Below are 20,716 nucleotides of genomic sequence, written 5' to 3'. Positions count from 1 at the left end.
CAGCGTTGCAGCATGGTCGCCCCCTTAGCAGGAGATGAACCATGACACCGCTGCTGCAACTGCAGGCCCTGGACAAGCAACTGCAAACACTGCTGCCTCCACTACAGGGTGTGGAACATAGCCTCGACCTCTGCCTGACGAGCCTTTTCCCGGGCCAAGCCATCACCGCCCGCACCCTGCGCATCGGGCGCTTCAGCCTGTTGGACCTGGTCGGCTTTCACCTCTTCGACGGCGGCACGTTCCGCTTGCCGATCAACAGCCAGCCCGCCCATGACCACTACCCGTCATTGAGCGTACCCCCAGGCTTCAGTGAGCGCATCGGTAGTTTCTGCCAAAACCTGCGCCAGGCCCTGCATGCGCAGCTGGCTGCCTACTGGCAGGCGCGCGACAACCGGGGCCTGACCCGCGTAGCCCGCCTGGCCTCGCTGCGCCGCGAACAACTGGATATGGAAGTGCGATTACGCACCAGCGACCAGACGCTGACAGCAGGGCACGCACAGTTGCTCAGAACCTGCATTGAGCACCCCTACCCCTGGCAACGCCGCCACTTGCCCGTGGCTGCTCGCCCGCAGGTTTATCGGCCACTGTTATCCGCCACCCTGCCCAGCTGGCGCAGCCACTTGCCCGGTGTTCTGGTGCTCACCGAGTTGGGCCCCGAGGGGCGTGTGCTCGAACCCCACGAGCCGGTGGGGAAGGTGCTTTTGTATACCGCGGTGCACGGCATCGAAGCGTTTGCCAGCCTGGCCGAGCTACATCTGGAGTTGTGTCAGCGCCTTGAAGACCCCCAGGAAGCCGCCCCGCTGCTCACGCTGCTGGTCACGCCTGATGACAAACGACGCATGCACGACGCCGAACGCCTGCGCTATGACTGGTACCCCGAAGACATTACCGAAGCGCAGGCACGTGCCATCCGCGATGCCAACATCAAGTCCCTGACTTACGCCTGGCAGGATGCCTGGCAACGTGGCCAGCAGCGCTCTGTCGAACAGCTCGACGCCACACTGGCCAAAGCACTGGACCTTCATACGGTGCTCTCCAGCAAAGGCCCCTTGGCTACCCGCTTTGGCCTGCTGCTGGAAAAGCACCTGCCCAACTGGTTGCGCTCCACCACGCAGCAGGGTGTGGCGCACATCATGCAAGCGCTGCAGGAGCAGATGGCGGCCGTTGAGGCGGCCGCGGCACCGGGCATTCTCACCCTCGAGCAATTCAACCAGCAGCAGGCGTTATTGCCCTGGGTACGCGAGCGCCTGCGTGAGTTTCTGCAACGCGACCCCGGCATCGACACCGACCCGCAAGCGATCTCGATCACCGTGACCCTGGCCCGCCAGGTCGGCCCCTTGATCAACCCACTCGACACCTCGGGCTACATTCCAGCGGCCAGCCGCCCGCAAGCGGGCGACACCCTCGAACTGGTCAAACAGACCTATCGGCTTGAGGAACTGGCGCTGCTCAACATCAACTGGTTCGACGTCGATTACTGGCTGACGGCACGCGTGCACCTTGATGACAACCAGCCACTGCCCGCGCTGACACCACTGCGGGTCAAGCAGATCGTCCGCCGCTTGAACGCCGGCAGTGGGTACCCGGCCTACCTGCGCACGCACCTGCTCGACTCACCCCATGGCCAGTGGCGTCAACGGGCCCATGCACGCCTGAACCGTACCCGCATGAACGCCGAGGCGGTCAAGGCACGCTATGCCGGGCATTTTCCCAAAGACACGTTCGAAAAAGGCTATGGCTGGGCCAGCACCGTCATCAAGGCACCTGACAGCCACACCCGCCCGTTCTACAACGAACAACCGGTGATCGTGCGTCAGCTGCTGGTGCAAGGGCAGACACTGCACGGGGTGCTTCTGCTCGTCTCGCCAGAGCACTCCAACCGGATTGTCACCTACTGCCCCGACGCCCCCGACCGCCGGCCCTGGCGTGAATACCTCAATGCCAGGGCGCTGATCCGAGCAGTGCGCACCGATGACGACCTGCGCAACTACGTGCTGCAGCGCTTGCCGCTGGGCAATGGCAAAGCGCTGGAGCACCTGCTGCGCAAAGGCCGCCTGGGTTCACACATTACCCTGCAGACCATCACTGGCAATGTGTACGAAGCGCTCTATCGTGCCGAGGTCAACAGCCTGATAGCGCAGACGGATGCGGTGACCCGCAGTAACGAGGAGTTGCTGGGCGAGTATTCAGTCAACGTGCTTCGGCTGCTGCTCGACATGGTGACCCTGGTGCTGCCGCAGGCTGGCGCGATCACGCTGGCGTTCGGCCGCATGGCCATCTCCATCTGGGATGGCCTGGAAGCGTTCGACGAGGGCGACGACAGCCGCGCGCTGCATCACGCCATCGCGGCGCTCGGGCATGCCACCGCCGGAATCAACGACATGGCCGGCTCAGGGCTGATGCGCCGGGCCATGCGCGGCTTGCCGAAACCTCCGCCCGTACCGTTGCCGCAGCATTACGAAACGACCCCCGAGGTTGCCAAGCTGCGTTACCGGATCGACGCGGCCCACGGGGAGGCTGTATACGAAAAGCAGACGGCGAGCACCGGCCTGTCCCAGTACTACGTGCAGGACAATCTTGGGCGCTATTTCAATATCACCTTTGACGGCAGCCGCTGGCGCGCCACCGATCCAGACCTTCCCAATGCCTATTTGAAACTGCCCATCAAGCGCTGCATGGATGGCCGCTGGGTGGTCGACTCACCCCTGCTCTGGTACGACGGGTTGCCCGATATAGAGAAATTGCTGGAAGACTGCCGCTTGGCTTCGCCGCTGCATGGCGACCCTGTCGAAAACGATGCCAACCTGTTCATGGACAACGCCCAGGTGTATCTGCAACTGGGCGAGCATCAGCTGCCCGTGCGCCGCCACCTGCTGCCTGACCATTACCACCTGGTGCTGCCTGCAGCACTGCGCGGCCGTGTGATCGCCTGGGCGGTGCTGCGCCACCAGGGCGGCGAATGGCGCATTCGCGTACGCCAGGCCGGTCGCAGCAGCAACTGGTTGGCGCTACCCGCGGGCTATTCGGCCAACCGCGGCAGCAGCCGGTCCAGCCGCTGATGCAAGGCACTGCCGCTCGGCCAATTGCGCAGCAGCCGTGCGCGGTCACGGGCATAGGCGGGGGCGAAGCTGAGCTGGGTGGCGTGCTGGCACATGGCGTCGAGGTCGATCAGCGACCACTGGCCGTTCTGCCAGAACAGGTTGTGGCCCTTGAAGTCACCGTGGCTGATGCGCTCGCGAATCAGCTGCTGCATCAGGTGCACCAGGGCATCGACCTGCTCCTCGGGCGCATCGCCGTTTTCCACGTAGGGCGCGAAGCACGCGGTCAGGTCTGGGCCATCCGCGTATTCAGTCACCAGGAAGGCACGGCTGCGCAAGCCCATCACTCGCTGTTCCAGCACCGCCAGCGGTTTTGGCGTGGCGATATCGAGGAACTCCAGGCGATGGCCTTCGATCCATGAGTGCCACGCGCGGCTCGGGCGCCAGAAGCGCTTGAGCCAATGGGCGGTGTTCTTGATGTTATAGCGCTTGAGCACCAGCTTACGGCCATTGACGTCGATGCGTGCCACGCTGGCGGCGCCGCCGGTCTTGTACAGGTGGCCCTGCTCGATCAGCACATCGGCCTGCTCCAGCACCGGCTGCATCGCCTCGACTTCACTGCGGCGGATCGCCCTCAGGCCGGAAAGGCTGCGTTCGACGCTGAACAACGAGCACTCGCGGCCGGCCTTTTCCAGGTAATCCTTCTGGCGCCAGCTGCGTACCTTGTCCACCTGCTTCTGCAGCGCTTCCATCGGCAACGCATGCTCGGCATTGGCCAACAGGTAATGCACCAGCAGTTCTTCGATGAACGGCTCCAGGCGCTTGGGCAACTGGGCGAAGAACACCCCGAGGTTTTCCAGCACACGCGGGCGCGACAGCGGCTGGCCCAGGGTTTCGGCCTTGATGCCGGCGCCATCGATCAGGTACAGCTTGCCGCCGTGACGCAGCAGGTTGTCCAGGTGCAGGTCTTCCTGCCACAGGCCCTTGGCATGCATCTGCGCCACCGCAGTCAGCGCTTCGCCCAGCACCAGGTGCTGCTCGTCGGCCAGCACCGGCAGGTTTTCCACCGCGGCCCAGGCATCGGCCAGGCTTTCGGCGCCGTCGAGGAACTCGAACAGCAGCCAGCCGCCCTCGCCTTCCTCCAGGCCATCGGCCAAGAGTTTCGGCGTGGTCAGGCCTTGCTCGGCCAGCAGCTTCACACCTTCCAGCTCACGCTGGAAATGGCGCGCGGCATTGCCGCCCACCAGCAACTTGGCCAGCACTGGCGTACCGCGCCACACACCGGCACCGACATAACGCTGGCCCGGCAATACGCGCAACAGGCTCAGCAGCTGCAACTCGCCGCTGCCAGCAGCATCGGCCAGGGTTACCGAGAGCGGCACCGCAGGGCTGCGGCCAGCCCCTTTCAATTCAGATAAACGCATCAGCGGGCCTCTTTCTCACGACGGCGTAGCGTCAGGCGTTGCAGCCAGGTGTCGACCAGCGCACTGTCGGCCGGCTGGGCAAGGTAGGCGGCCAACAGCTTGCGCACGTCCGCCTCGCCCCAGGCACGAGCACGTCGCAGCAACGGCTCCAGGTCCTTCAGGCGATCACGCGCACCGAACAGCAGCGGCCGGGTTTTCTCCAGGTCGATCAGTTGCGCGTCCCAGCCTTCGCGGCGCTGGCGCAAAAAGATGTGCTTAGGGTAGAAGCAGCCATGCACCTGGCCGGCACTGTGCAGCGTACGCGCCAGCTGGCCACAGGCCTGGAGGATGCCATCGCGCGCAGCATCGCCAAGCTGTGGCCACTGGGCCAGCAGGCTTTCCAGGTCGCTCCAGTCGTCCAGGGCACGGGTCAGCAGGATCGCCCGGTGCTGGCCAGCCTGCTTGCGCTCGCCGTAGAACACCGCCTGCAAAGCCGGGATGTGCAGCTTCTGGTAACGGCTGATGTTGCGGAACTCGCGGGCGAAGGTCGGCTCGCCGAACGGGCGGTGCAAGGTGCGGGTCAGGTAGTCGCTCTGGCGCTTGAGGTAATAACCTTTGCCCTCGAGTTCCAGGCGGTAGACGCTGCTCCAGCCGCCACGGCCGGTGTTGGGTTCGTCCACGGCGTCGAGCTGCAGCGCCCACAGCGCCTCGAAATCGTTCAGGCCATGGCGTTTGAGCAGCGCGAGGTCCGCGCTGGCCAGGTAATCGGTCATTCCCTTCCCTCGAAGAAGCTCAGCACCTGGCGAATGCGCCGCTTGTCGCGCACATTCAGGCGCTGGCGCCCGCGGTACTGCAGGTAGAAGCGCAGGCGCTGGGTCGCCGTCAGGTGGTATTTGGCGACCTTGTCCAGGCACGCCAGGTCCTTGATCAACCGGTGGCGCCACATGAAGCCGCGCCAGAAGTCGCCGGTCGGGCAGTCGATGAAGAATAGCGTGCCCAGGTCATCGACCAGCAGGTTGCGCCATTTCAGGTCGTTGTGGGCAAAGCGGTGTTCGTGCATGACCCGGGTATGCCGCGCCAGCTGTTGGCTGATGTGGTCCACCCAGGCACGGTCTGCCAGGCGCGGGTCGTTGCGCTCGGCCAGCACCGACAGGTCTTCGGTGCGCGGCAGTTCGCGGGTGATCATCGCGCCACGGCCAAAGGCCAGGCCATGGCGCTCCAGGCCCCAGGCCACCACTTCGGCGGTGGGGATGCCCCATTTGGCGAACTGCTTGAGGTTCTGCCATTCGGCCTTGATGCGCGGCCGGCCCAGGTAACGGCGCATATGCTTGCCGGCGCCGGTGTAGCGTTTGACGTAATAGTTAACCCCGTCGCGCTCTATACGGATGACCTCGCTCAATGGGTCGCGGGTCAGGCGTTCGCCCTGCAGGGCAAACACCGCATCGATACTGCCGAAGTCTGCCGCCAGCTGCTCGTAGCCGGGCGCCAGTGTCCAACCCGCCATCAGAGTGCGTCCCCATAGCGTTGCTTGCGGTCGTAAAGTTTTTGCGCCTTGCGATCGAGCCAGGCCAGCAGCGTGGCCTCCTCGGCGAGGATCTGGCGCAAGGGGCGCTGGAAGTAGCCACGCAGGAAACGCAGCTTGTCGCGCCGGGTCAGGCCGATGTCCAGCGCCGAGAAGTACAGCGCGGCCAGATCCTTGTCGCGCCAGCGGCGGCTGATGGTCGCCCGGGTCTGCGCGCGGTGCAGGTCGATCACCGACAGTTTGAAGTCATCCGGCGTCACCGGGCGGTCGGTGTGCAGCAGGAAGTGGCAGATGTAGCAGTCGCGGTGGTTGACCCCTGCGCGGTGCATGCCGCCGGTCATCTTCGCCACTTCGGCGATCAGCGCGCGTTTGAGCCGTGGCTCGGGCGGCTGCTTGAGCCAATCGAGGCTGAAGTCTTCCAGGCTGATGGTCGGGGCCAGCTCTTCGGTGACGATGAACGAGTGCTGGTTGGCCGGGTTGCTGCCGCGCTCACCGTAGGCGACTGCGGTCATGGTCGGCACGCCGACTTCATGCAGGCGCTGGATGGCCCGCCATTCCTGGCCGGCACCGAGCACCGGCAGCTTGGCGGTGAACAAGTTCTTGAAGATCTCGCCCCAGCCGATGCCACGGTGAATCTTGACGAAAAAGCCTTCGCCATCGACCTCGGTGCGCAGCGTGCGACGCCCCTCCAGCTCGCGGTACACCTCGCCTTGCAGCGCTTCCACAGCATCGAAGGCATCACGCCCTGCCCACAGGCGCTTGAACGGTTCGGCCAGTATCAGCTTCATGCGGTCTCCTGCCCCAGGATCACGTCGGCGGCATGCTGCGGCATGCTGTACAGGTCGGCCGTGTCGGCAAAGGCCAGGCCATTGCGCGCCCAGTCGGCACGCGCCTTGGGGTCTTCGAGCATGCGTTGCAGGTAGCCATCGAGCTGTTCCTGCTCGAACGGCTCGTCCAGCACCAGGCCGCTGTTGGCCTCGGCGATGTAATGGGCGTAGCCGCAGACCTTGGACACCAGCACCGGCAACCCGGCCACCAAGGCTTCGAGCAGCACCGTGCCGGTGTTTTCGTTATACGCCGGGTGGATCAGCAGGTCGGCCCCCAGCAGGAAGCGCGGGATATCGCTGCGGCCCTTGAGGAACTGCACCTGATCGCCCAGCCCCAGGGTGGCGCTCTGCAGTTGGAACACCTTGGGGTCGTCCTGGCCGATGACCATCAGCCGGGTGCGCTTGCGCAGGGCCGACGGCAGTGAGGCCAGCGCCTTGAGGCTGCGGTCGACGCCCTTGGTCTTGAAGCCGGAACCGATCTGCACCAGCAACAGGTCGTCTTCGCCCAGGTTGAATTCCTTGCGGAACTCGGCGCGGATCTCGGCGGCATTGGCCGGCGCGCGGCGGTCCTGGGAGATGCCAGGCGGCAGCAGGTGGAAGCGTTCCACGGGGGTACCGTAGTGCTTGATGAACAGCGGTTGCTGCACCTCGGAAATCATCAGCACCTCGGTGCGTGCATCCTTGGCAAACACGGCCCGCTCGTACTCGGCAAAGTGCCGGTAGCGGCCCCAGCGGCGGTACAGGCCGCCGCGCAGGGTCTGCGCCTTGTCCTCGAAGCAGCCGTCGGCGGCGTAGTACACGTCCAGCCCCGGCATCTTGTTGAAGCCGATCAAGCGGTCGACCGGGCGCTTGGCCAGGTCCGCTTCCATCCAGGCGGTGAGCTTCTCGTTGCGGCGGTGGTTGAACAACGCCTTGACCGGCGCCACCAGCACTTCGAAACCGGGTGGTATGTCACCTTCCCAGATCAGCGTGTACACGCGGATCTGGTGGCCCCGCTTCTGGCATTCCAGGGCAATGCGCATGAAGTCGCGCTGCAGCCCGCCGAAGGGGAAATATTTGTAAAGCACGAAAGCCAGTTGCATCAACGGACATCCTCAGCCAGCAGCAACGCGCTCAAGCGGCTCGCCACATGCTCGGGATTCAGGCGAGTGAAGCACAGCGGCCACTCGCGTTTGAGATCGAACCGGCGCAGGTCGTCGGCGCTCGGTTTGTAAGTGCACTTTTTTTGCAGGCATGGTGCGCAGGGGAAATCGCTGGCCTGGTGTACCTGAACGCGGCCATAGGCGCCGGTCAGGCCCGGATTGGTGGGGCCGAACAGCGAGATGGTCGGTACGTCCAGCGCTGCGGCCAAATGGCCCAGGCCGGTATCTACCGCCACGCAGGCCTTGGCTGCTGCCAGCACACGGGCGACGCCGGCAAGGTTCAATTTGGGGAGTACCTGGCAGTTGTTCAAGCCCTGGGCAATGCGCTCGGCCCGCGCCTTCTCGGCCGGGTTGCCCCACGGCAGGCGCACCTGCAGCTTGCGTCGGCCCAGGCGCTCGGCCAGCTCGCGCCAGTAGGCTTCCGGCCAGTGCTTGGTCGCCCAGGTGGTGCCATGCAAAAACACCACGTAAGGCGCGGCCGGCGGCAGTTGCAGGCGATCGAGGTCGAGGCCGTAGTTGCCAATGCCTTCGGGCAGGTCGTAGGCCAGGGCCAGGGCGAACAGCTGGCGCACACGCTCTACCGCGTGCTGGCCGGTGGCAACCGACAGACGCCGGTCATAGAAACGGCTGGCCCAGCCTTCGCGGGCCGAATAACGGTCGAGCCCAGCCACCGGCGCCTTCACATAGCGGGTCAGCCAGGCCGACTTGACCAGGCCCTGGGCATCGATCACCAGGTCGTACTTGTGCTCGCGCACGCGCTGCTTGAACGCCTTCCACTCGCCGCTCTTGAGGGTCTGCCAGATATTCTTGCGCCAGCGGCGGATGGCCACCGGGATGACCTGGTCGACCGCCGGGTGCCAGCTGGGGATTTCGGCGAAGCCTTCTTCCACCACCCAGTCGAAACGGATGCCCGGGATCGCGTGGGCGGCATCGGTGAGCGCCGGCAGGGTGTGAATCACATCACCCAGCGACGAAGTCTTGATGATCAGTACCCGCACTTAGTCGACCTCGGCCACGGTATCGATCAGGTTCGGCCCACCCAGGCTGTGCAGGGCGGCGATGACTTTGCCGGGCTCCAGCAGGCGCAGGCAGTTGTAGTGGCCGAAACGGCAGGTACGGTCGAAGCATGGGCTGCATTCGATGCCGGTACGCACGATTTCCACCTGCTCAGCCAGCGGCGGGGTGAAGCCTGGCGACGTAGAGCCATAAACGGCCACCAAGGGGCGGTTCAGCGCGGCTGCCACGTGCATCAGGCCGGAGTCGTTGGACACCACAGCATCGGCGCAGGACATCAGGTCGATGGCCTCGGCGAGCGAGGTTTCGCCCGCCAGGTTGTACGATTCTTCACGCAAACCCGGGATCAGCCGGTCGCGGATCTGTTCGCCGACCGGGTGATCATTCTTCGAGCCGAACAGCCACACCTGCCAGCCCTGGCGGATCATGGCGTCGGCCACTTCAGCGTAGTGCTCGGCCGGCCAGCGCTTGGCCTCGCCGAACTCGGCACCCGGGCACAGCGCCAGCACCGGGCGATCCAGCGCCAGGTCGAATTTGGCCAGGGCGGCTTCGCGGCTTGGCGCTTCGATCTGCAGGCTCGGTCGTGGGTAGGGCTGCGGCAGCTCGGCACCCGGCGCGTAGGCCAGGGCCATGAAGCGCTCGATCATCAGCGGGTAGCGAGCCTTGTCCAGCTTGCGCACGTCGTTGAGCAGGCCGAAACGCATTTCGCCGCGCCAGCCGGTGCGTTTGGGGATGCCGGCAAAAAACGGCACCAGCGCCGACTTCAAGGAGTTGGGCAGCAGAATCGCCTGGTCGTACTGGCCGGCCAAGGACTTGCCGATGCGCCGACGCGTGGCCAGCTCCAGCGCGCCGTGGCCGAGCGGGAAGCTCAAGGCCTGGCGCACTTCGGGCATGCGTTCGAGGATCGGCCGGCTCCACTCGGGCGCCAGCACGTCGATCACGCAGTCGGGGTGCTGCAGTTTCAGGCACTGGAACAGGGTCTGCGCCATCACCATGTCGCCGACCCAGCTGGGGCCAATGATCAGTATTCTCATGCTTAGTCCAGAAACGCTCGGGGAGGCTGCAGACTGCGGTACAGCCTGGCCTCCCCTCTTTATATTCAGGCTATGTGGCGGACAGTGTACCACTGGGGCCCTGTCACTGCCCTGAACGGTCAGGTCAAACCGAGCTGCCCCCAGATCCGCCGCACTTCGCGGCGCTCATCGGCAAACTGCGCCGCGTCGATCACCCCGGCCTGCTTCTGCAGGGCCTGGCGGTGCGAGGCAGAGCGGAACGCCTTGTACACCTCACGCAACAGAACCGCATCACTGGCCGGCATCAAGCCTGCCTGCTCCAGCTCTTCGAGAATGCGAATGTTATCGGTCCAGCGCAGTATGGCCGGATGGTCGTGTGACCAGGCCAAAGCGGCGTATTGCACCATAAATTCGATATCGACGATACCGCCGGCATCCTGCTTGATATCGAACGCCACACCGGCATCGAAGGCATTGGCCGCGGTACCCGCCGCGGTGGCCTTGGTGCCCAGGTTGTCGCGCATCTTGGCGCGCATCTCACTGACCTCGCTGCGCAGCTTGTCGAGGTCGCGGGGCTGGCCCAACACCTTGGCGCGCACGCCCTCGAACGCTGAAGCCACCTGCTTGCAGCCCACCAGCACGCGGGCCCGCACCAGGGCCTGGTGCTCCCAGGTCCAGGCTTCGTTCTGCTGGTAACGCTCGAACGCCCCCAGCGAGCTGACCAGCAGCCCCGAGGCACCGGACGGGCGCAGGCGCATGTCGACGTCATAGAGCTGGCCGGAGTTGGTCTGGGTGGTCAGCAAGTGGATGATGCGCTGGCCCAGGCGGGTGAAGAACTGCGCGCTGTCGATCGGCTTGGCGCCATCGGTTTCGGCCTGCGGGTCGCCGTCGTGGATGAACACCAGATCCAGGTCCGAACCATGCCCCAGCTCCAGGCCACCGACCTTGCCATACCCGATGATGATGAAGCCTGGGTCGCACAGGCTGCCGTCGCTGCGCTTGGGCTGCCCGTGGCGGGTCACGGTCTGGCGCCAGGCCAGGGCCAGCACCTGGTCGAGAATGGCCTCGGCCAGCCAGGTGAGGTAGTCGCTCACTTTCATCAACGGCAGGTTGCCGCTGATCTCGGAAGCCGCCACGCGCAGACTGTGCGCCAGCTTGAAGTGGCGCAAGGCCTCCATCTGCTGTTCGAGGTCGTCCTCGGGGATGCGTGTCAGCCGTTCGCGCAGTTCGGCGGCCAGCTCCGGCGCCAGCGGCGGGCTGAACAGCCGGCCTTCATTGAGCAGCTCGTCGAGCAGCAGCGGGTAACGGGCCATCTGTTCGGCGATCCACGGGCTGGCCGCGCACAGTGTCAGCAGGCGGCGCAAGGCGCCGGGGTTTTCGGTGAGCAGCACCAGGTAGGCCGAGCGCCGCGCCACCGCCTCGACCAGTGGCAGCACACGCTCCAGCACCAGGTCCGGGTTGTCATGCTCCACGGCCTGGGCCAACAGGCGCGGGATAAAGGCGTCCAGGCGCTCGCGGCCGATACGTTGCATCGAGCGCAATTGCGGGCTGGCACGCAACCCGGCCAGGCGCCGCAGGGCGTCGCCGGGCTGCTTGAAGCCGGCTTCTTCCAGCTGACGGCCGGCGGCCTCCTCATCCTGGGCCTGCTCCCACAGCGGCGACCACTCGCCGCCCACCACCAGTTCGCCCTCGCCGTCTTCGTCATCCGGGTCGGCAATGACCTGGCGGAAGTGCCAGTCGACCCGGCCGCGCCAGTGCATCAACTGCTCGTGAAAACCCTGCCAGCCGGCAAAGCCGAGGATGTAGGCCACCCGCTCACGGTCGGTTTCATCATCCGGCAGCATCTGCGTCTGGCGGTCGGCAATGGCCTGGATGGCATGTTCGGTGTAACGCAGGAATTCATAGCCTTCACGCAGCTCGGCCACCACCGCAGGCGGCAGGTACCCCTGGCCTTCCAGGGTCGCCAGCACCTTGAGCAACGGCCGCTGCTGCAGGCTCAGGTCACGCCCGCCGTGGATCAGCTGGAAGGCCTGGGCGATGAACTCCACTTCACGGATACCACCGGCGCCCAGCTTGATGTTGTCGGCCATGCCCTTGCGCCGCACTTCCTGCTGGATCAGCTGTTTCATGGTGCGCAGCGCTTCGATTGCCGAAAAGTCCAGGTAACGCCGGTAGACGAACGGGCGCAGCATGTCCTGCAACTGCGCGCCAGCAGCCTGGTCGCCGGCCACCACCCGCGCCTTGATCATCGCGTAGCGTTCCCAGTCGCGGCCCTGGTCCTGGTAGTACTGCTCCAGGGCATTGAAGCTGAGCACCAGCGCACCGGCCGAACCATAAGGGCGCAGGCGCATGTCGACGCGGAACACGAAGCCATCGACGGTAACCGGGTCTAGCGCCTTGATCAGGCGCTGGCCCAGGCGGGTGAAAAACTCCTGGTTGTCCAGCGAGCGCTTGACCCCTTCGGTCTCACCGCCTTCGGGGAAGGCGAAGATCAGGTCGATGTCCGACGACAGGTTCAGCTCCACCGCACCGAGCTTGCCCATGCCCAGCACCACCATGTGCTGCGGTTCGCCGCTGCGGTTGCCGATCGGCGTGCCGAACTGCTGGCAATGGCGCGGGTACAGCCATTGATAGGCTTCATCGATGGCCGCGTCGGCAAGGTCCGACAAGTCGCGGCAGGTCTCGCCCAGCTCGGCCTGGCGGCTGATGTCGCGCCAGATGATGCGCAGCTGCTGGCGGTTGCGCTCGCGGCGCAGGTTGCGCGCCAGTTCGTCCTCACTTTGCGCAGCCTGGGCCGCTGCCGCGATGTGCCCACGCAGCTCGCCCGGTGCATAGCGGCGCTCCAGCTCACCACTGGCCAGCAATGCAAACAGCATGGCCGGCTCGCGTTGGGCCAGGCCGAGGACGAAGTCACTGGCGGCGGCCACCTGGTCGAACTGCTGGCGCTGGGCCGGGCTCCAGGCGTTCAGGTCGAGTTCAGGGTGGCTGGCCAGCGCATCGAGCAGAAACTGCTGGTTACGCACGACCAGCGGTTGCAGGGTGGCAGGCAGTTCGAGCGGCAAAGGCAGGCGCATGGTCTATCCTTGATCGGCGTGAAAGTGAGAGGAAAAAGCGGCCACGGCGCAGCTGGGCCACGGTTGGACTGTCGTACAAAAGTTGGAAATAGCTGAAAAAAACGAATCATTGGCAAGAAACATCAAGAATCACCCGCTCGCGACACAACGCCAACCAACATGAACGTTTTTCCTCACAAGCCAAGGTGCGACCAAACGTCGCATTTGTGTAGTTTTACTACTACCCCGACCGTGCAAAAGCATGAAATGCGAAAGCAAATGTAGTAAAACTACACGCCGCCGGTTCACACCCCGGTAATCCAAGAATTCACGACGTCTGCCCATAAGGCCAGTCGCAAACTCAGGCCCCCGATTCTGGTGGCCTTTCCGCCCTGGAGCAAGCCATGCAAGACCTCGATCCAATCGAAACCCAGGAATGGCTGGATGCCCTGGAGTCGGTCCTCGACAAAGAAGGCGAAGACCGCGCTCATTACCTGATGACCCGCATGGGCGAGCTGGCCACCCGCAGTGGCTCCCAGCTGCCGTACGCGATCACCACGCCATACCGCAACACCATCCCTGTCACCCACGAAGCACGCATGCCTGGCGACCTGTTCATGGAACGCCGCATTCGCTCGATGGTGCGTTGGAACGCGCTGGCCATGGTGATGCGCACCAACCTGAAGGACTCGGACCTGGGCGGCCACATCTCCAGCTTCGCTTCCAGTGCCACCCTGTACGACATCGGCTTCAACTACTTCTTCCAGGCCCCGACCGAAGAACACGGCGGCGACCTGGTGTTCTTCCAGGGCCACGCTTCGCCAGGCGTCTACGCCCGTGCCTTCATGGAAGGCCGCATCAGCGAAGACCAGATGAACAACTTCCGTCAGGAAGTGGACGGCAACGGCCTGTCTTCGTACCCGCACCCTTGGCTGATGCCTGACTTCTGGCAGTTCCCGACCGTTTCGATGGGCTTGGGCCCGATCCAGGCGATCTACCAGGCACGCTTCATGAAGTACCTGGAAGCCCGCGGCTTCATCCCGGCCGGCAAGCAGAAAGTCTGGTGCTTCATGGGCGACGGCGAGTGCGACGAGCCGGAATCCCTGGGCGCAATCGCCCTGGCCGGCCGCGAGAAGCTGGACAACCTGATCTTCGTCATCAACTGCAACCTGCAGCGCCTCGACGGCCCGGTTCGCGGCAACGGCAAGATCATCCAGGAACTCGAAGGCGTGTTCCGTGGCGGTGGCTGGAACGTCAACAAAGTGGTCTGGGGCCGTTTCTGGGACCCACTGCTGGCCAAGGACACCAACGGTGCCCTGCAGCGCCGCATGGACGAAGTCATCGACGGCGAGTACCAGAACTACAAAGCCAAAGATGGCGCGTACGTTCGTGAGAACTTCTTCAACACCCCAGAACTCAAGGCCATGGTCGAAGACCTGTCCGACGACGAGATCTGGAAGCTCAACCGTGGCGGCCACGACCCGTATAAGGTCTACGCGGCGTACCACCAGGCTGTGAACCACAAAGAGCAGCCGACCGTCATCCTGGCCAAGACCATCAAGGGTTACGGCACCGGTGCTGGCGAAGCCAAGAACACCGCGCACAACACCAAGAAGGTCGACGTCGACAGCCTGCGCCACTTCCGTGACCGCTTCGACATCCCGGTCAAGGATGCCGACCTTGAGAACCTGCCGTTCTTCAAGCCAGAAGAAGGTTCCGCCGAAGCCAAGTACCTGGCCGAGCGTCGCGCCGCCCTGGGTGGCTTCGTGCCGCAGCGCCGTGCCAAGAGCTTCAGCGTGCCGACCCCGCCACTGGAAACGCTGAAAGCGATCCTGGACGGTTCGGGCGACCGCGAAATCTCCACCACCATGGCCTTCGTGCGTATTCTGGCGCAGCTGGTCAAGGACAAGGAAATCGGCCAGCGCATCGTCCCGATCATCCCGGACGAAGCCCGTACCTTCGGTATGGAAGGCATGTTCCGCCAGCTGGGCATCTACTCGTCGGTCGGTCAGCTCTACGAGCCAGTCGATAAAGACCAGGTGATGTTCTACCGCGAAGACAAGAAGGGCCAGATCCTCGAGGAAGGCATCAACGAAGCCGGCGCCATGTCGTCGTTCATCGCTGCCGGTACCTCGTACAGCTGCCACAACCAGCCGATGCTGCCGTTCTACATCTTCTACTCGATGTTCGGCTTCCAGCGTATCGGCGACCTGGCCTGGGCCGCTGGCGACAGCCGCACCCGTGGCTTCCTGATCGGCGGTACCGCCGGCCGTACCACCCTCAACGGGGAAGGCCTGCAGCACGAAGACGGTCACAGCCACATGATGGCGGGCACCATCCCGAACTGCCGCACCTATGATCCGACCTACGGCTACGAGCTGGCGGTGATCATCCAGGACGGCATGAAGAAGATGACCGAAGAGCAACAGGACATCTTCTACTACATCACCGTGATGAACGAATCCTACCAGCAGCCAGCCATGCCGGCCGGTGTCGAGGAAGGCATCATCAAGGGCATGTACCTGCTGGAAGAAGACACCCGCGAAGCCGCGCACCACGTACAGCTGATGGGCTCCGGCACCATCCTGCGCGAAGTCCGCGAAGCCGCGAAGATCCTGCGTGAAGAGTTCAACGTCGGTGCCGACGTATGGAGCGTCACCAGCTTCAACGAACTGCGCCGTGACGGCCTGGCCGTGGAACGTGCCAACCGCCTCAAGCCTGGCCAGAAGCCTCAGCAGACCTACGTCGAAGAGTGCCTGAACGGTCGCAAAGGCCCGGTCATCGCCTCTACCGACTACATGAAGCTGTTCGCTGAGCAGATTCGCCAGTGGGTGCCGAGCAAAGAGTTCAAAGTCCTGGGTACCGATGGTTACGGTCGCAGCGACAGCCGCAAGAAGCTGCGTCACTTCTTCGAAGTCGACCGTCACTTCGTGGTGCTGGCTGCCCTGGAAGCCTTGGCTGACCGTGGCGAGATCGAACCGAAAGTGGTGGCTGACGCTATCGTCAAGTTCGGCATCGACCCGGACAAGCGCAACCCACTGGACTGCTGAGGAGTATTTTTAAGTGAGCGAACTCATTCGCGTACCTGACATCGGCAGCGGTGAAGGTGAAATCATCGAGCTGTTCGTCAAGGTCGGTGACCGTATCGAGGCGGACCAGAGCCTGCTGACCCTGGAGTCCGACAAGGCCTCCATGGAGATCCCGGCCCCCAAGGCCGGCATCGTCAAGGAACTGAAGGTCAAGCTGGGCGACCGCCTGAAAGAAGGCGACGAGCTGCTGGTACTGGAAGCCGAGGGCGCCGCTGCGGCGCCTGAGGCTCCGGCCGCCGCCGCTGCCCCTGCTGCGGCCCCGGCCGCCGCTGAGAAGCCGGCTGCCCAAGCGGCTCCTGCACCGGCTGCTGCCCCTGCTGCTGCCAGTGTGCAGGACATCCACGTGCCGGACATCGGCTCGTCGGGCAAGGCCAAGATCATCGAAGTGCTGGTCAAGGTCGGCGACACCGTCGAAGCTGACCAGTCGCTGATCACCCTGGAGTCCGACAAGGCCTCCATGGAGATTCCATCGCCTGCTGCTGGCGTCGTCGAAGAAGTCCTGTGCAAGCTGGAAGATGAAGTCGGCACGGGCGACCTGATCTTCAAGCTGAAAGTGGCTGGCGCCGCACCGGCTGCCGCGCCGGCTCCGGCCGCTGCTGCACCGGCCAAGGCTGAGGCCGCGCCTGCTGCCGCACCTGCCGCTGCCGCCCCGGCTGCTGCCCCGGCTCCGGTTGCTACCGCACCGGCCGCTGGCAACAACGCCAAGGTGCACGCCGGCCCGGCCGTTCGTCAGCTGGCCCGTGAATTCGGTGTCGAGCTGGGCGCTGTTGCGGCCACCGGCCCGCACGGCCGCATCCTGAAAGAAGACGTGCAGGTCTACGTCAAAGCCATGATGCAAAAGGCCAAGGAAGCACCGGCAGCCGCCGGCGCGACCGGCGGCGCTGGCATCCCGCCGATCCCTGCCGTCGACTTCAGCAAGTTCGGTGAAGTGGAAGAAGTGGCCCTGACCCGCCTGATGCAGGTCGGTGCCGCCAACCTGCACCGCAGCTGGCTGAACGTGCCGCACGTGACCCAGTTCGATTCCGCCGACATCACCGAGCTGGAAGCCTTCCGCGTTGCGCAGAAAGCCGTGGCCGAAAAGGCTGGCGTCAAGCTGACCGTGCTGCCACTGCTGCTGAAAGCCAGCGCCTTCCTGCTCAAGGAAATGCCGGACTTCAACAGCTCGCTGGCGCCAAGCGGCAAGGCCATCATCCGCAAGAAGTACGTGAACATCGGCTTTGCCGTGGACACCCCGGACGGCCTGCTGGTCCCTGTGATCAAGAACGTCGACCAGAAGAGCCTGCTGCAACTGGCTGCCGAAGCCGCTGCACTGGCCGAGAAGGCGCGCACCAAAAAGCTGTCGGCCGACGACATGCAAGGCGCCTGCTTCACCATCTCCAGCCTCGGCCACATTGGCGGCACCGGCTTCACGCCGATCGTCAACGCGCCTGAAGTGGCGATCCTCGGCGTGTCCAAGGCAACCATGCAGCCGGTCTGGGATGGCAAAGCCTTCCAACCGAAGCTGATGCTGCCGCTGTCGCTTTCCTACGATCACCGTGTGATCAACGGCGCTGCCGCCGCGCGCTTCACCAAGCGCCTGGGCGATGTGCTGGCGGATATCCGCACCCTGCTGCTGTAACACGCAGCCAACCTGCCCTCCTTCGGGGGGCAGGTCCCTTTTTCGAGCTGCCACGCTCGTACCTCAACCCCGTCATTTGGCGGGGCTTTTTTTGTCCGATTGTCGGGCAAACTACAGTTTCCGGCGCCGCGGCCGAAAACATATACATGACACCCCTCATGGCCGCTTGCCAGCCTTCGGGACATGATGCAACCTTGCCAGATGCGCCGCCGTCCAGGCCGCGTCACCCTCTTCAAGCGAGTCTTCGATGAAAAGCCAACCCGATGCCGCCAGCCGTGTGGCGGCCGAGGTCGTCACGCAGCTTCCCGTGCCCTCGCGGCTCGGCATGCTGCGTTTCGAAAGGCTCAACGAAGCCACCTGGGCAATGCTCTACATCGACCCGGCCTGCGAGCGGCAAATCGGCTTGCAGGCCTCCGAGCTCTGCGCCCTGATCGACTCGCCGTATGCCAGCCTCATGGAGCCCGAGGCACGCTACAGGCTGCACGACGAGATCCAGCGGCAACTGCACGCACGCGGTTATTACCGCGTGCGCTACACCCTGCATGCGCAGCCGCGCTCGCTGTGCCTGCTGGAAGCCGGCGAGGCCTACAAGCAGCACAACCGCCAGCTGCTGCGCGGGTTCCTGACGGTGCTCGACGCCCAGGACGAAGACGATGCAGAGCTGGACGCCACCGAACTCGAATCGCGCAACAACCGCCTGCAGCTGGCCTTGCAGCTCAACCAGCGCGCCCAGCAGGAACAGCTCGAACACCTGGAGCGCGTGCGCGGCCAGCAGGACCTTATCCTGCGCCTCGCCCGGCAACGCTACAGCGCAGAAAACTCGCTGCTCGAAGCCGCCCAGCTGATCACCCGCAGCGCGTGTGAAATCTACAAGGTCGACAGCGCCAGCATCTGGCACCTGGAAGACCAGCGACTGGAGCCGATCAGCGCCTGGTTGCGCAACGAGCAGGTGCATCGCCTGCCCGAACCGATCGATGCCAGCCGCTTCCCCGACTACCTCGACGCCCTGCACGCCAGCCGCGCTATCGACGCACACAACGCCAATCACGACCCGCGCACCCGTGAGCTGGCCGAAACCCTGTACGCCGACAACAACGCCATGCTCGATGCCAGCATCCGTGTCGACGGCCAGGTGGTCGGCGTGCTGTGCCTGGAACAGACCGGCCAGCCGCGGGCCTGGCAATCGGACGAAATCGCCTTTGCCGGTGAACTGGCCGACCAGTTCGCCCAGGTCATCACCAACCACAACCGGCGCACCGCCGCCAGCGCCCTGCACCTGTTCCAGCGCGCCGTGGAGCAGAGTGCCAGCGCGTTCCTGCTGGTCAACCGCGACGGCGTGGTGGAATACGTCAACCCCAGCTTCACCGCGATCACCCAGTACAGCACCGACGAGGTCCAGGGCCACCACCTGGCCGAGCTGCCGGCGCTGGAGAACCTCAGCGAGCTGCTGTTCGATACGCCCTCGAGCCTGGCCATGGGCAACAGCTGGCAAGGCGAGTTCAAGAGCCGGCGCAAGAACCTGGAGCCCTACTGGGGCCAGCTGTCGATCTCCAAGGTGTATGGCGACAACCGCGAACTGACCCACTACATCGGCATCTACGAAGACGTCACCCAGACCAAGCTGGCCCAGCAACGCATCGAGCGCCTGGCGTACACCGACAACCTGACCAACCTGGGTAACCGCCCGGCGTTCATCCGCAGCCTCGACGAGCGCTTCGCCCGCGATGGCGACAGCCCGATCTGCCTGCTGCTGGTGGACATCGATAACTTCAAGCGGATCAACGACAGCCTCGGCCACCAGACCGGCGACAAGCTGCTGATCAGCCTGGCCCGGCGCCTGCGCAACAGCCTGAGCGTGGGCGGCGTACTGGCCCGCTTTGCCAGTAATGAATTCGCCGTGCTGCTGGACGACACCAGCCTGGAAGACGGCCAGAGGGTCGCCCAGCAACTGTTGCGCACCCTCGACAAGCCGATGTTCGTCGACAACCAGCTGATCAACGTCACCGCTTCCGTGGGCCTTGCCAGCGCGCCACTGCATGGCAGCGACCCGACCACGCTGATGAAGAACGCAGGCCTTGCCCTGCACAAGGCCAAGGCCAACGGCAAGCACCAGGTGCAGGTGTTCACCGAGGTGCTCAATGCCGAGGCCAGCTACAAGCTGTTCGTCGAGAACAACCTGCGCCGCGCGCTGACCCAGAACGAGCTGGAGGTGTTCTACCAGCCCAAGCTGTGCCTGCGCAGCGGTCGCCTGCTGGGCCTGGAGGCGCTGCTGCGCTGGAACCACCCCGAGCGCGGCATGATCCGCCCGGACCAGTTCATCAGCGTGGCCGAAGAAACCGGCCTGATCATCCCCATCGGCAAGTGGGTGGTGCGCCAGTCGTGCCGCATGAGCCAGCAACTGCGCGAAGCCGGCATGGGCAACCTGCACGTGGCCATCAACCTCTCGCCCAAGCAGTTTTCCGACCCCGACCTGGTGGCTTCGATCGGCTCGATCCTCAAGGAGGAAGACCTGCCTGCGCACCTGCTGGAGCTGGAGCTGACCGAAGGCTTGCTGCTGGAGGCGACCGAAGACACCCACCGCCAGCTCGACGAGCTCAAGGCCCTGGGCCTGACCCTGGCCATGGACGACTTCGGCACCGGCTATTCGTCGCTGAGCTACCTGAAGAAATTCCCGATCGACATCATCAAGATCGACCGCAGCTTCATCAACGAAATCCCCGACAACCAGGACGACATGGAAATCACCTCGGCGGTGGTGGCCATGGCCCACAACCTCAAGCTCAAGGTGGTGGCCGAGGGGATCGAGACACCGGAGCAGCTGGCATTCCTGCGCCGGCACCGCTGCGACGTGGGCCAGGGCTACCTGTTCGACCGGCCGATTCCAGGGCGCGAGCTTGCGGAAAAACTCAAGCGCTACCCGCGCGGTCCAATGGACTGACAGCTGCTGCAAGCTCGGGCACTATAGAGCCCATTCGGGCCTCATCGCCGGCAAGCCGG

The 20,716-nt window shown here is 64.5% G+C and carries 12 protein-coding genes; 4 read left to right on the top strand and 8 right to left on the bottom strand.

The window, feature by feature from the left end; all coding sequences use genetic code 11:
• Positions 1-41 precede the first annotated feature (41 nt).
• Positions 42-3,059, top strand: a complete 3,018-nt coding sequence (locus ACIPIJ_RS17240; protein WP_401078733.1) for a dermonecrotic toxin domain-containing protein — start codon at positions 42-44, stop codon at positions 3,057-3,059.
• Here ACIPIJ_RS17240 and ACIPIJ_RS17235 read toward each other — a convergent pair.
• The 8 genes from ACIPIJ_RS17235 to glnE all read right to left on the bottom strand — a co-directional run bounded on the left by ACIPIJ_RS17235 (position 3,020) and on the right by glnE (position 13,033).
• A complete protein-coding gene (locus tag ACIPIJ_RS17235) occupies positions 3,020-4,462 on the bottom strand; it encodes a lipopolysaccharide kinase InaA family protein (RefSeq protein ID WP_401078730.1) in 1,443 nt (480 codons plus the stop codon). The two genes, ACIPIJ_RS17240 and ACIPIJ_RS17235, sit on opposite strands and share 40 nt — an antisense overlap.
• Positions 4,462-5,214 (bottom strand): lipopolysaccharide kinase InaA family protein, encoded by a 753-nt coding sequence (locus ACIPIJ_RS17230; RefSeq protein ID WP_401078727.1) that lies wholly within the window; start codon positions 5,212-5,214, stop codon positions 4,462-4,464. The genes ACIPIJ_RS17235 and ACIPIJ_RS17230 overlap by 1 nt, the downstream gene beginning before the upstream one ends.
• Complete coding sequence (locus tag ACIPIJ_RS17225) at positions 5,211-5,945, bottom strand: lipopolysaccharide kinase InaA family protein (RefSeq protein ID WP_401078724.1); 735 nt, start codon at positions 5,943-5,945, stop codon at positions 5,211-5,213. Before ACIPIJ_RS17225 ends, ACIPIJ_RS17230 begins: the two co-directional genes overlap by 4 nt.
• Positions 5,945-6,751, bottom strand: coding sequence for a lipopolysaccharide core heptose(I) kinase RfaP (rfaP, locus tag ACIPIJ_RS17220; RefSeq protein WP_401078721.1), 807 nt, complete (start codon positions 6,749-6,751; stop codon positions 5,945-5,947). The genes ACIPIJ_RS17225 and rfaP overlap by 1 nt, the downstream gene beginning before the upstream one ends.
• The gene (locus ACIPIJ_RS17215) at positions 6,748-7,872 is read right to left on the bottom strand and encodes a glycosyltransferase family 4 protein (RefSeq protein ID WP_401078719.1); all 1,125 of its coding nucleotides are present in this window, start codon (positions 7,870-7,872) and stop codon (positions 6,748-6,750) included. Before ACIPIJ_RS17215 ends, rfaP begins: the two co-directional genes overlap by 4 nt.
• Entirely contained in the window at positions 7,872-8,930 is a 1,059-nt protein-coding gene (gene waaC / locus ACIPIJ_RS17210; protein ID WP_401078716.1) for a lipopolysaccharide heptosyltransferase I, read from the bottom strand. The genes ACIPIJ_RS17215 and waaC overlap by 1 nt, the downstream gene beginning before the upstream one ends.
• Positions 8,931-9,980, bottom strand: a complete 1,050-nt coding sequence (waaF, locus tag ACIPIJ_RS17205) for a lipopolysaccharide heptosyltransferase II (RefSeq protein WP_401078713.1) — start codon at positions 9,978-9,980, stop codon at positions 8,931-8,933.
• Positions 9,981-10,099: 119 nt separating this feature from the next.
• Positions 10,100-13,033: a bifunctional [glutamate--ammonia ligase]-adenylyl-L-tyrosine phosphorylase/[glutamate--ammonia-ligase] adenylyltransferase gene (glnE, locus tag ACIPIJ_RS17200; protein WP_401078710.1), complete on the bottom strand. Its 2,934-nt coding sequence runs from the start codon at positions 13,031-13,033 to the stop codon at positions 10,100-10,102.
• A 383-nt stretch (positions 13,034-13,416) separates the two neighbouring features.
• On the opposite strand from glnE, the gene aceE reads away from it, so the two are divergent.
• The 3 genes from aceE to ACIPIJ_RS17185 all read left to right on the top strand — a co-directional run bounded on the left by aceE (position 13,417) and on the right by ACIPIJ_RS17185 (position 20,657).
• Positions 13,417-16,062, top strand: coding sequence for a pyruvate dehydrogenase (acetyl-transferring), homodimeric type (gene aceE / locus ACIPIJ_RS17195; RefSeq protein WP_401078708.1), 2,646 nt, complete (start codon positions 13,417-13,419; stop codon positions 16,060-16,062).
• Positions 16,063-16,075: 13 nt separating this feature from the next.
• Positions 16,076-17,719 (top strand): dihydrolipoyllysine-residue acetyltransferase, encoded by a 1,644-nt coding sequence (aceF, locus tag ACIPIJ_RS17190; RefSeq protein ID WP_401078705.1) that lies wholly within the window; start codon positions 16,076-16,078, stop codon positions 17,717-17,719.
• A 247-nt stretch (positions 17,720-17,966) separates the two neighbouring features.
• On the top strand, positions 17,967-20,657 hold the full coding sequence (locus tag ACIPIJ_RS17185) for a putative bifunctional diguanylate cyclase/phosphodiesterase (protein WP_401078703.1): 2,691 nt from the start codon (positions 17,967-17,969) through the stop codon (positions 20,655-20,657).
• The last annotated feature ends 59 nt before the right edge of the window (positions 20,658-20,716 follow it).

It is taken from the genome of Pseudomonas sp. NPDC087185, from assembly GCF_044744955.1.
Classification (GTDB): domain Bacteria; phylum Pseudomonadota; class Gammaproteobacteria; order Pseudomonadales; family Pseudomonadaceae; genus Aquipseudomonas.
The sequence above is the reverse complement of the archived record's forward strand: the minus strand, read 5'-3'. Positions and strand labels throughout refer to the sequence as shown.

Coding starts and splice junctions, on each gene's coding strand:
- ACIPIJ_RS17230 (WP_401078727.1), bottom strand. CDS start 5,214: ATGACCGATTACCTGGCCAGCGCGGACCTCGCGCTGCTCAAACGCCAT.
- aceE (WP_401078708.1), top strand. CDS start 13,417: ATGCAAGACCTCGATCCAATCGAAACCCAGGAATGGCTGGATGCCCTG.
- ACIPIJ_RS17225 (WP_401078724.1), bottom strand. CDS start 5,945: ATGGCGGGTTGGACACTGGCGCCCGGCTACGAGCAGCTGGCGGCAGAC.
- glnE (WP_401078710.1), bottom strand. CDS start 13,033: ATGCGCCTGCCTTTGCCGCTCGAACTGCCTGCCACCCTGCAACCGCTG.
- ACIPIJ_RS17185 (WP_401078703.1), top strand. CDS start 17,967: ATGAAAAGCCAACCCGATGCCGCCAGCCGTGTGGCGGCCGAGGTCGTC.
- ACIPIJ_RS17235 (WP_401078730.1), bottom strand. CDS start 4,462: ATGCGTTTATCTGAATTGAAAGGGGCTGGCCGCAGCCCTGCGGTGCCG.
- waaF (WP_401078713.1), bottom strand. CDS start 9,980: ATGAGAATACTGATCATTGGCCCCAGCTGGGTCGGCGACATGGTGATG.
- rfaP (WP_401078721.1), bottom strand. CDS start 6,751: ATGAAGCTGATACTGGCCGAACCGTTCAAGCGCCTGTGGGCAGGGCGT.
- ACIPIJ_RS17240 (WP_401078733.1), top strand. CDS start 42: ATGACACCGCTGCTGCAACTGCAGGCCCTGGACAAGCAACTGCAAACA.
- ACIPIJ_RS17215 (WP_401078719.1), bottom strand. CDS start 7,872: ATGCAACTGGCTTTCGTGCTTTACAAATATTTCCCCTTCGGCGGGCTG.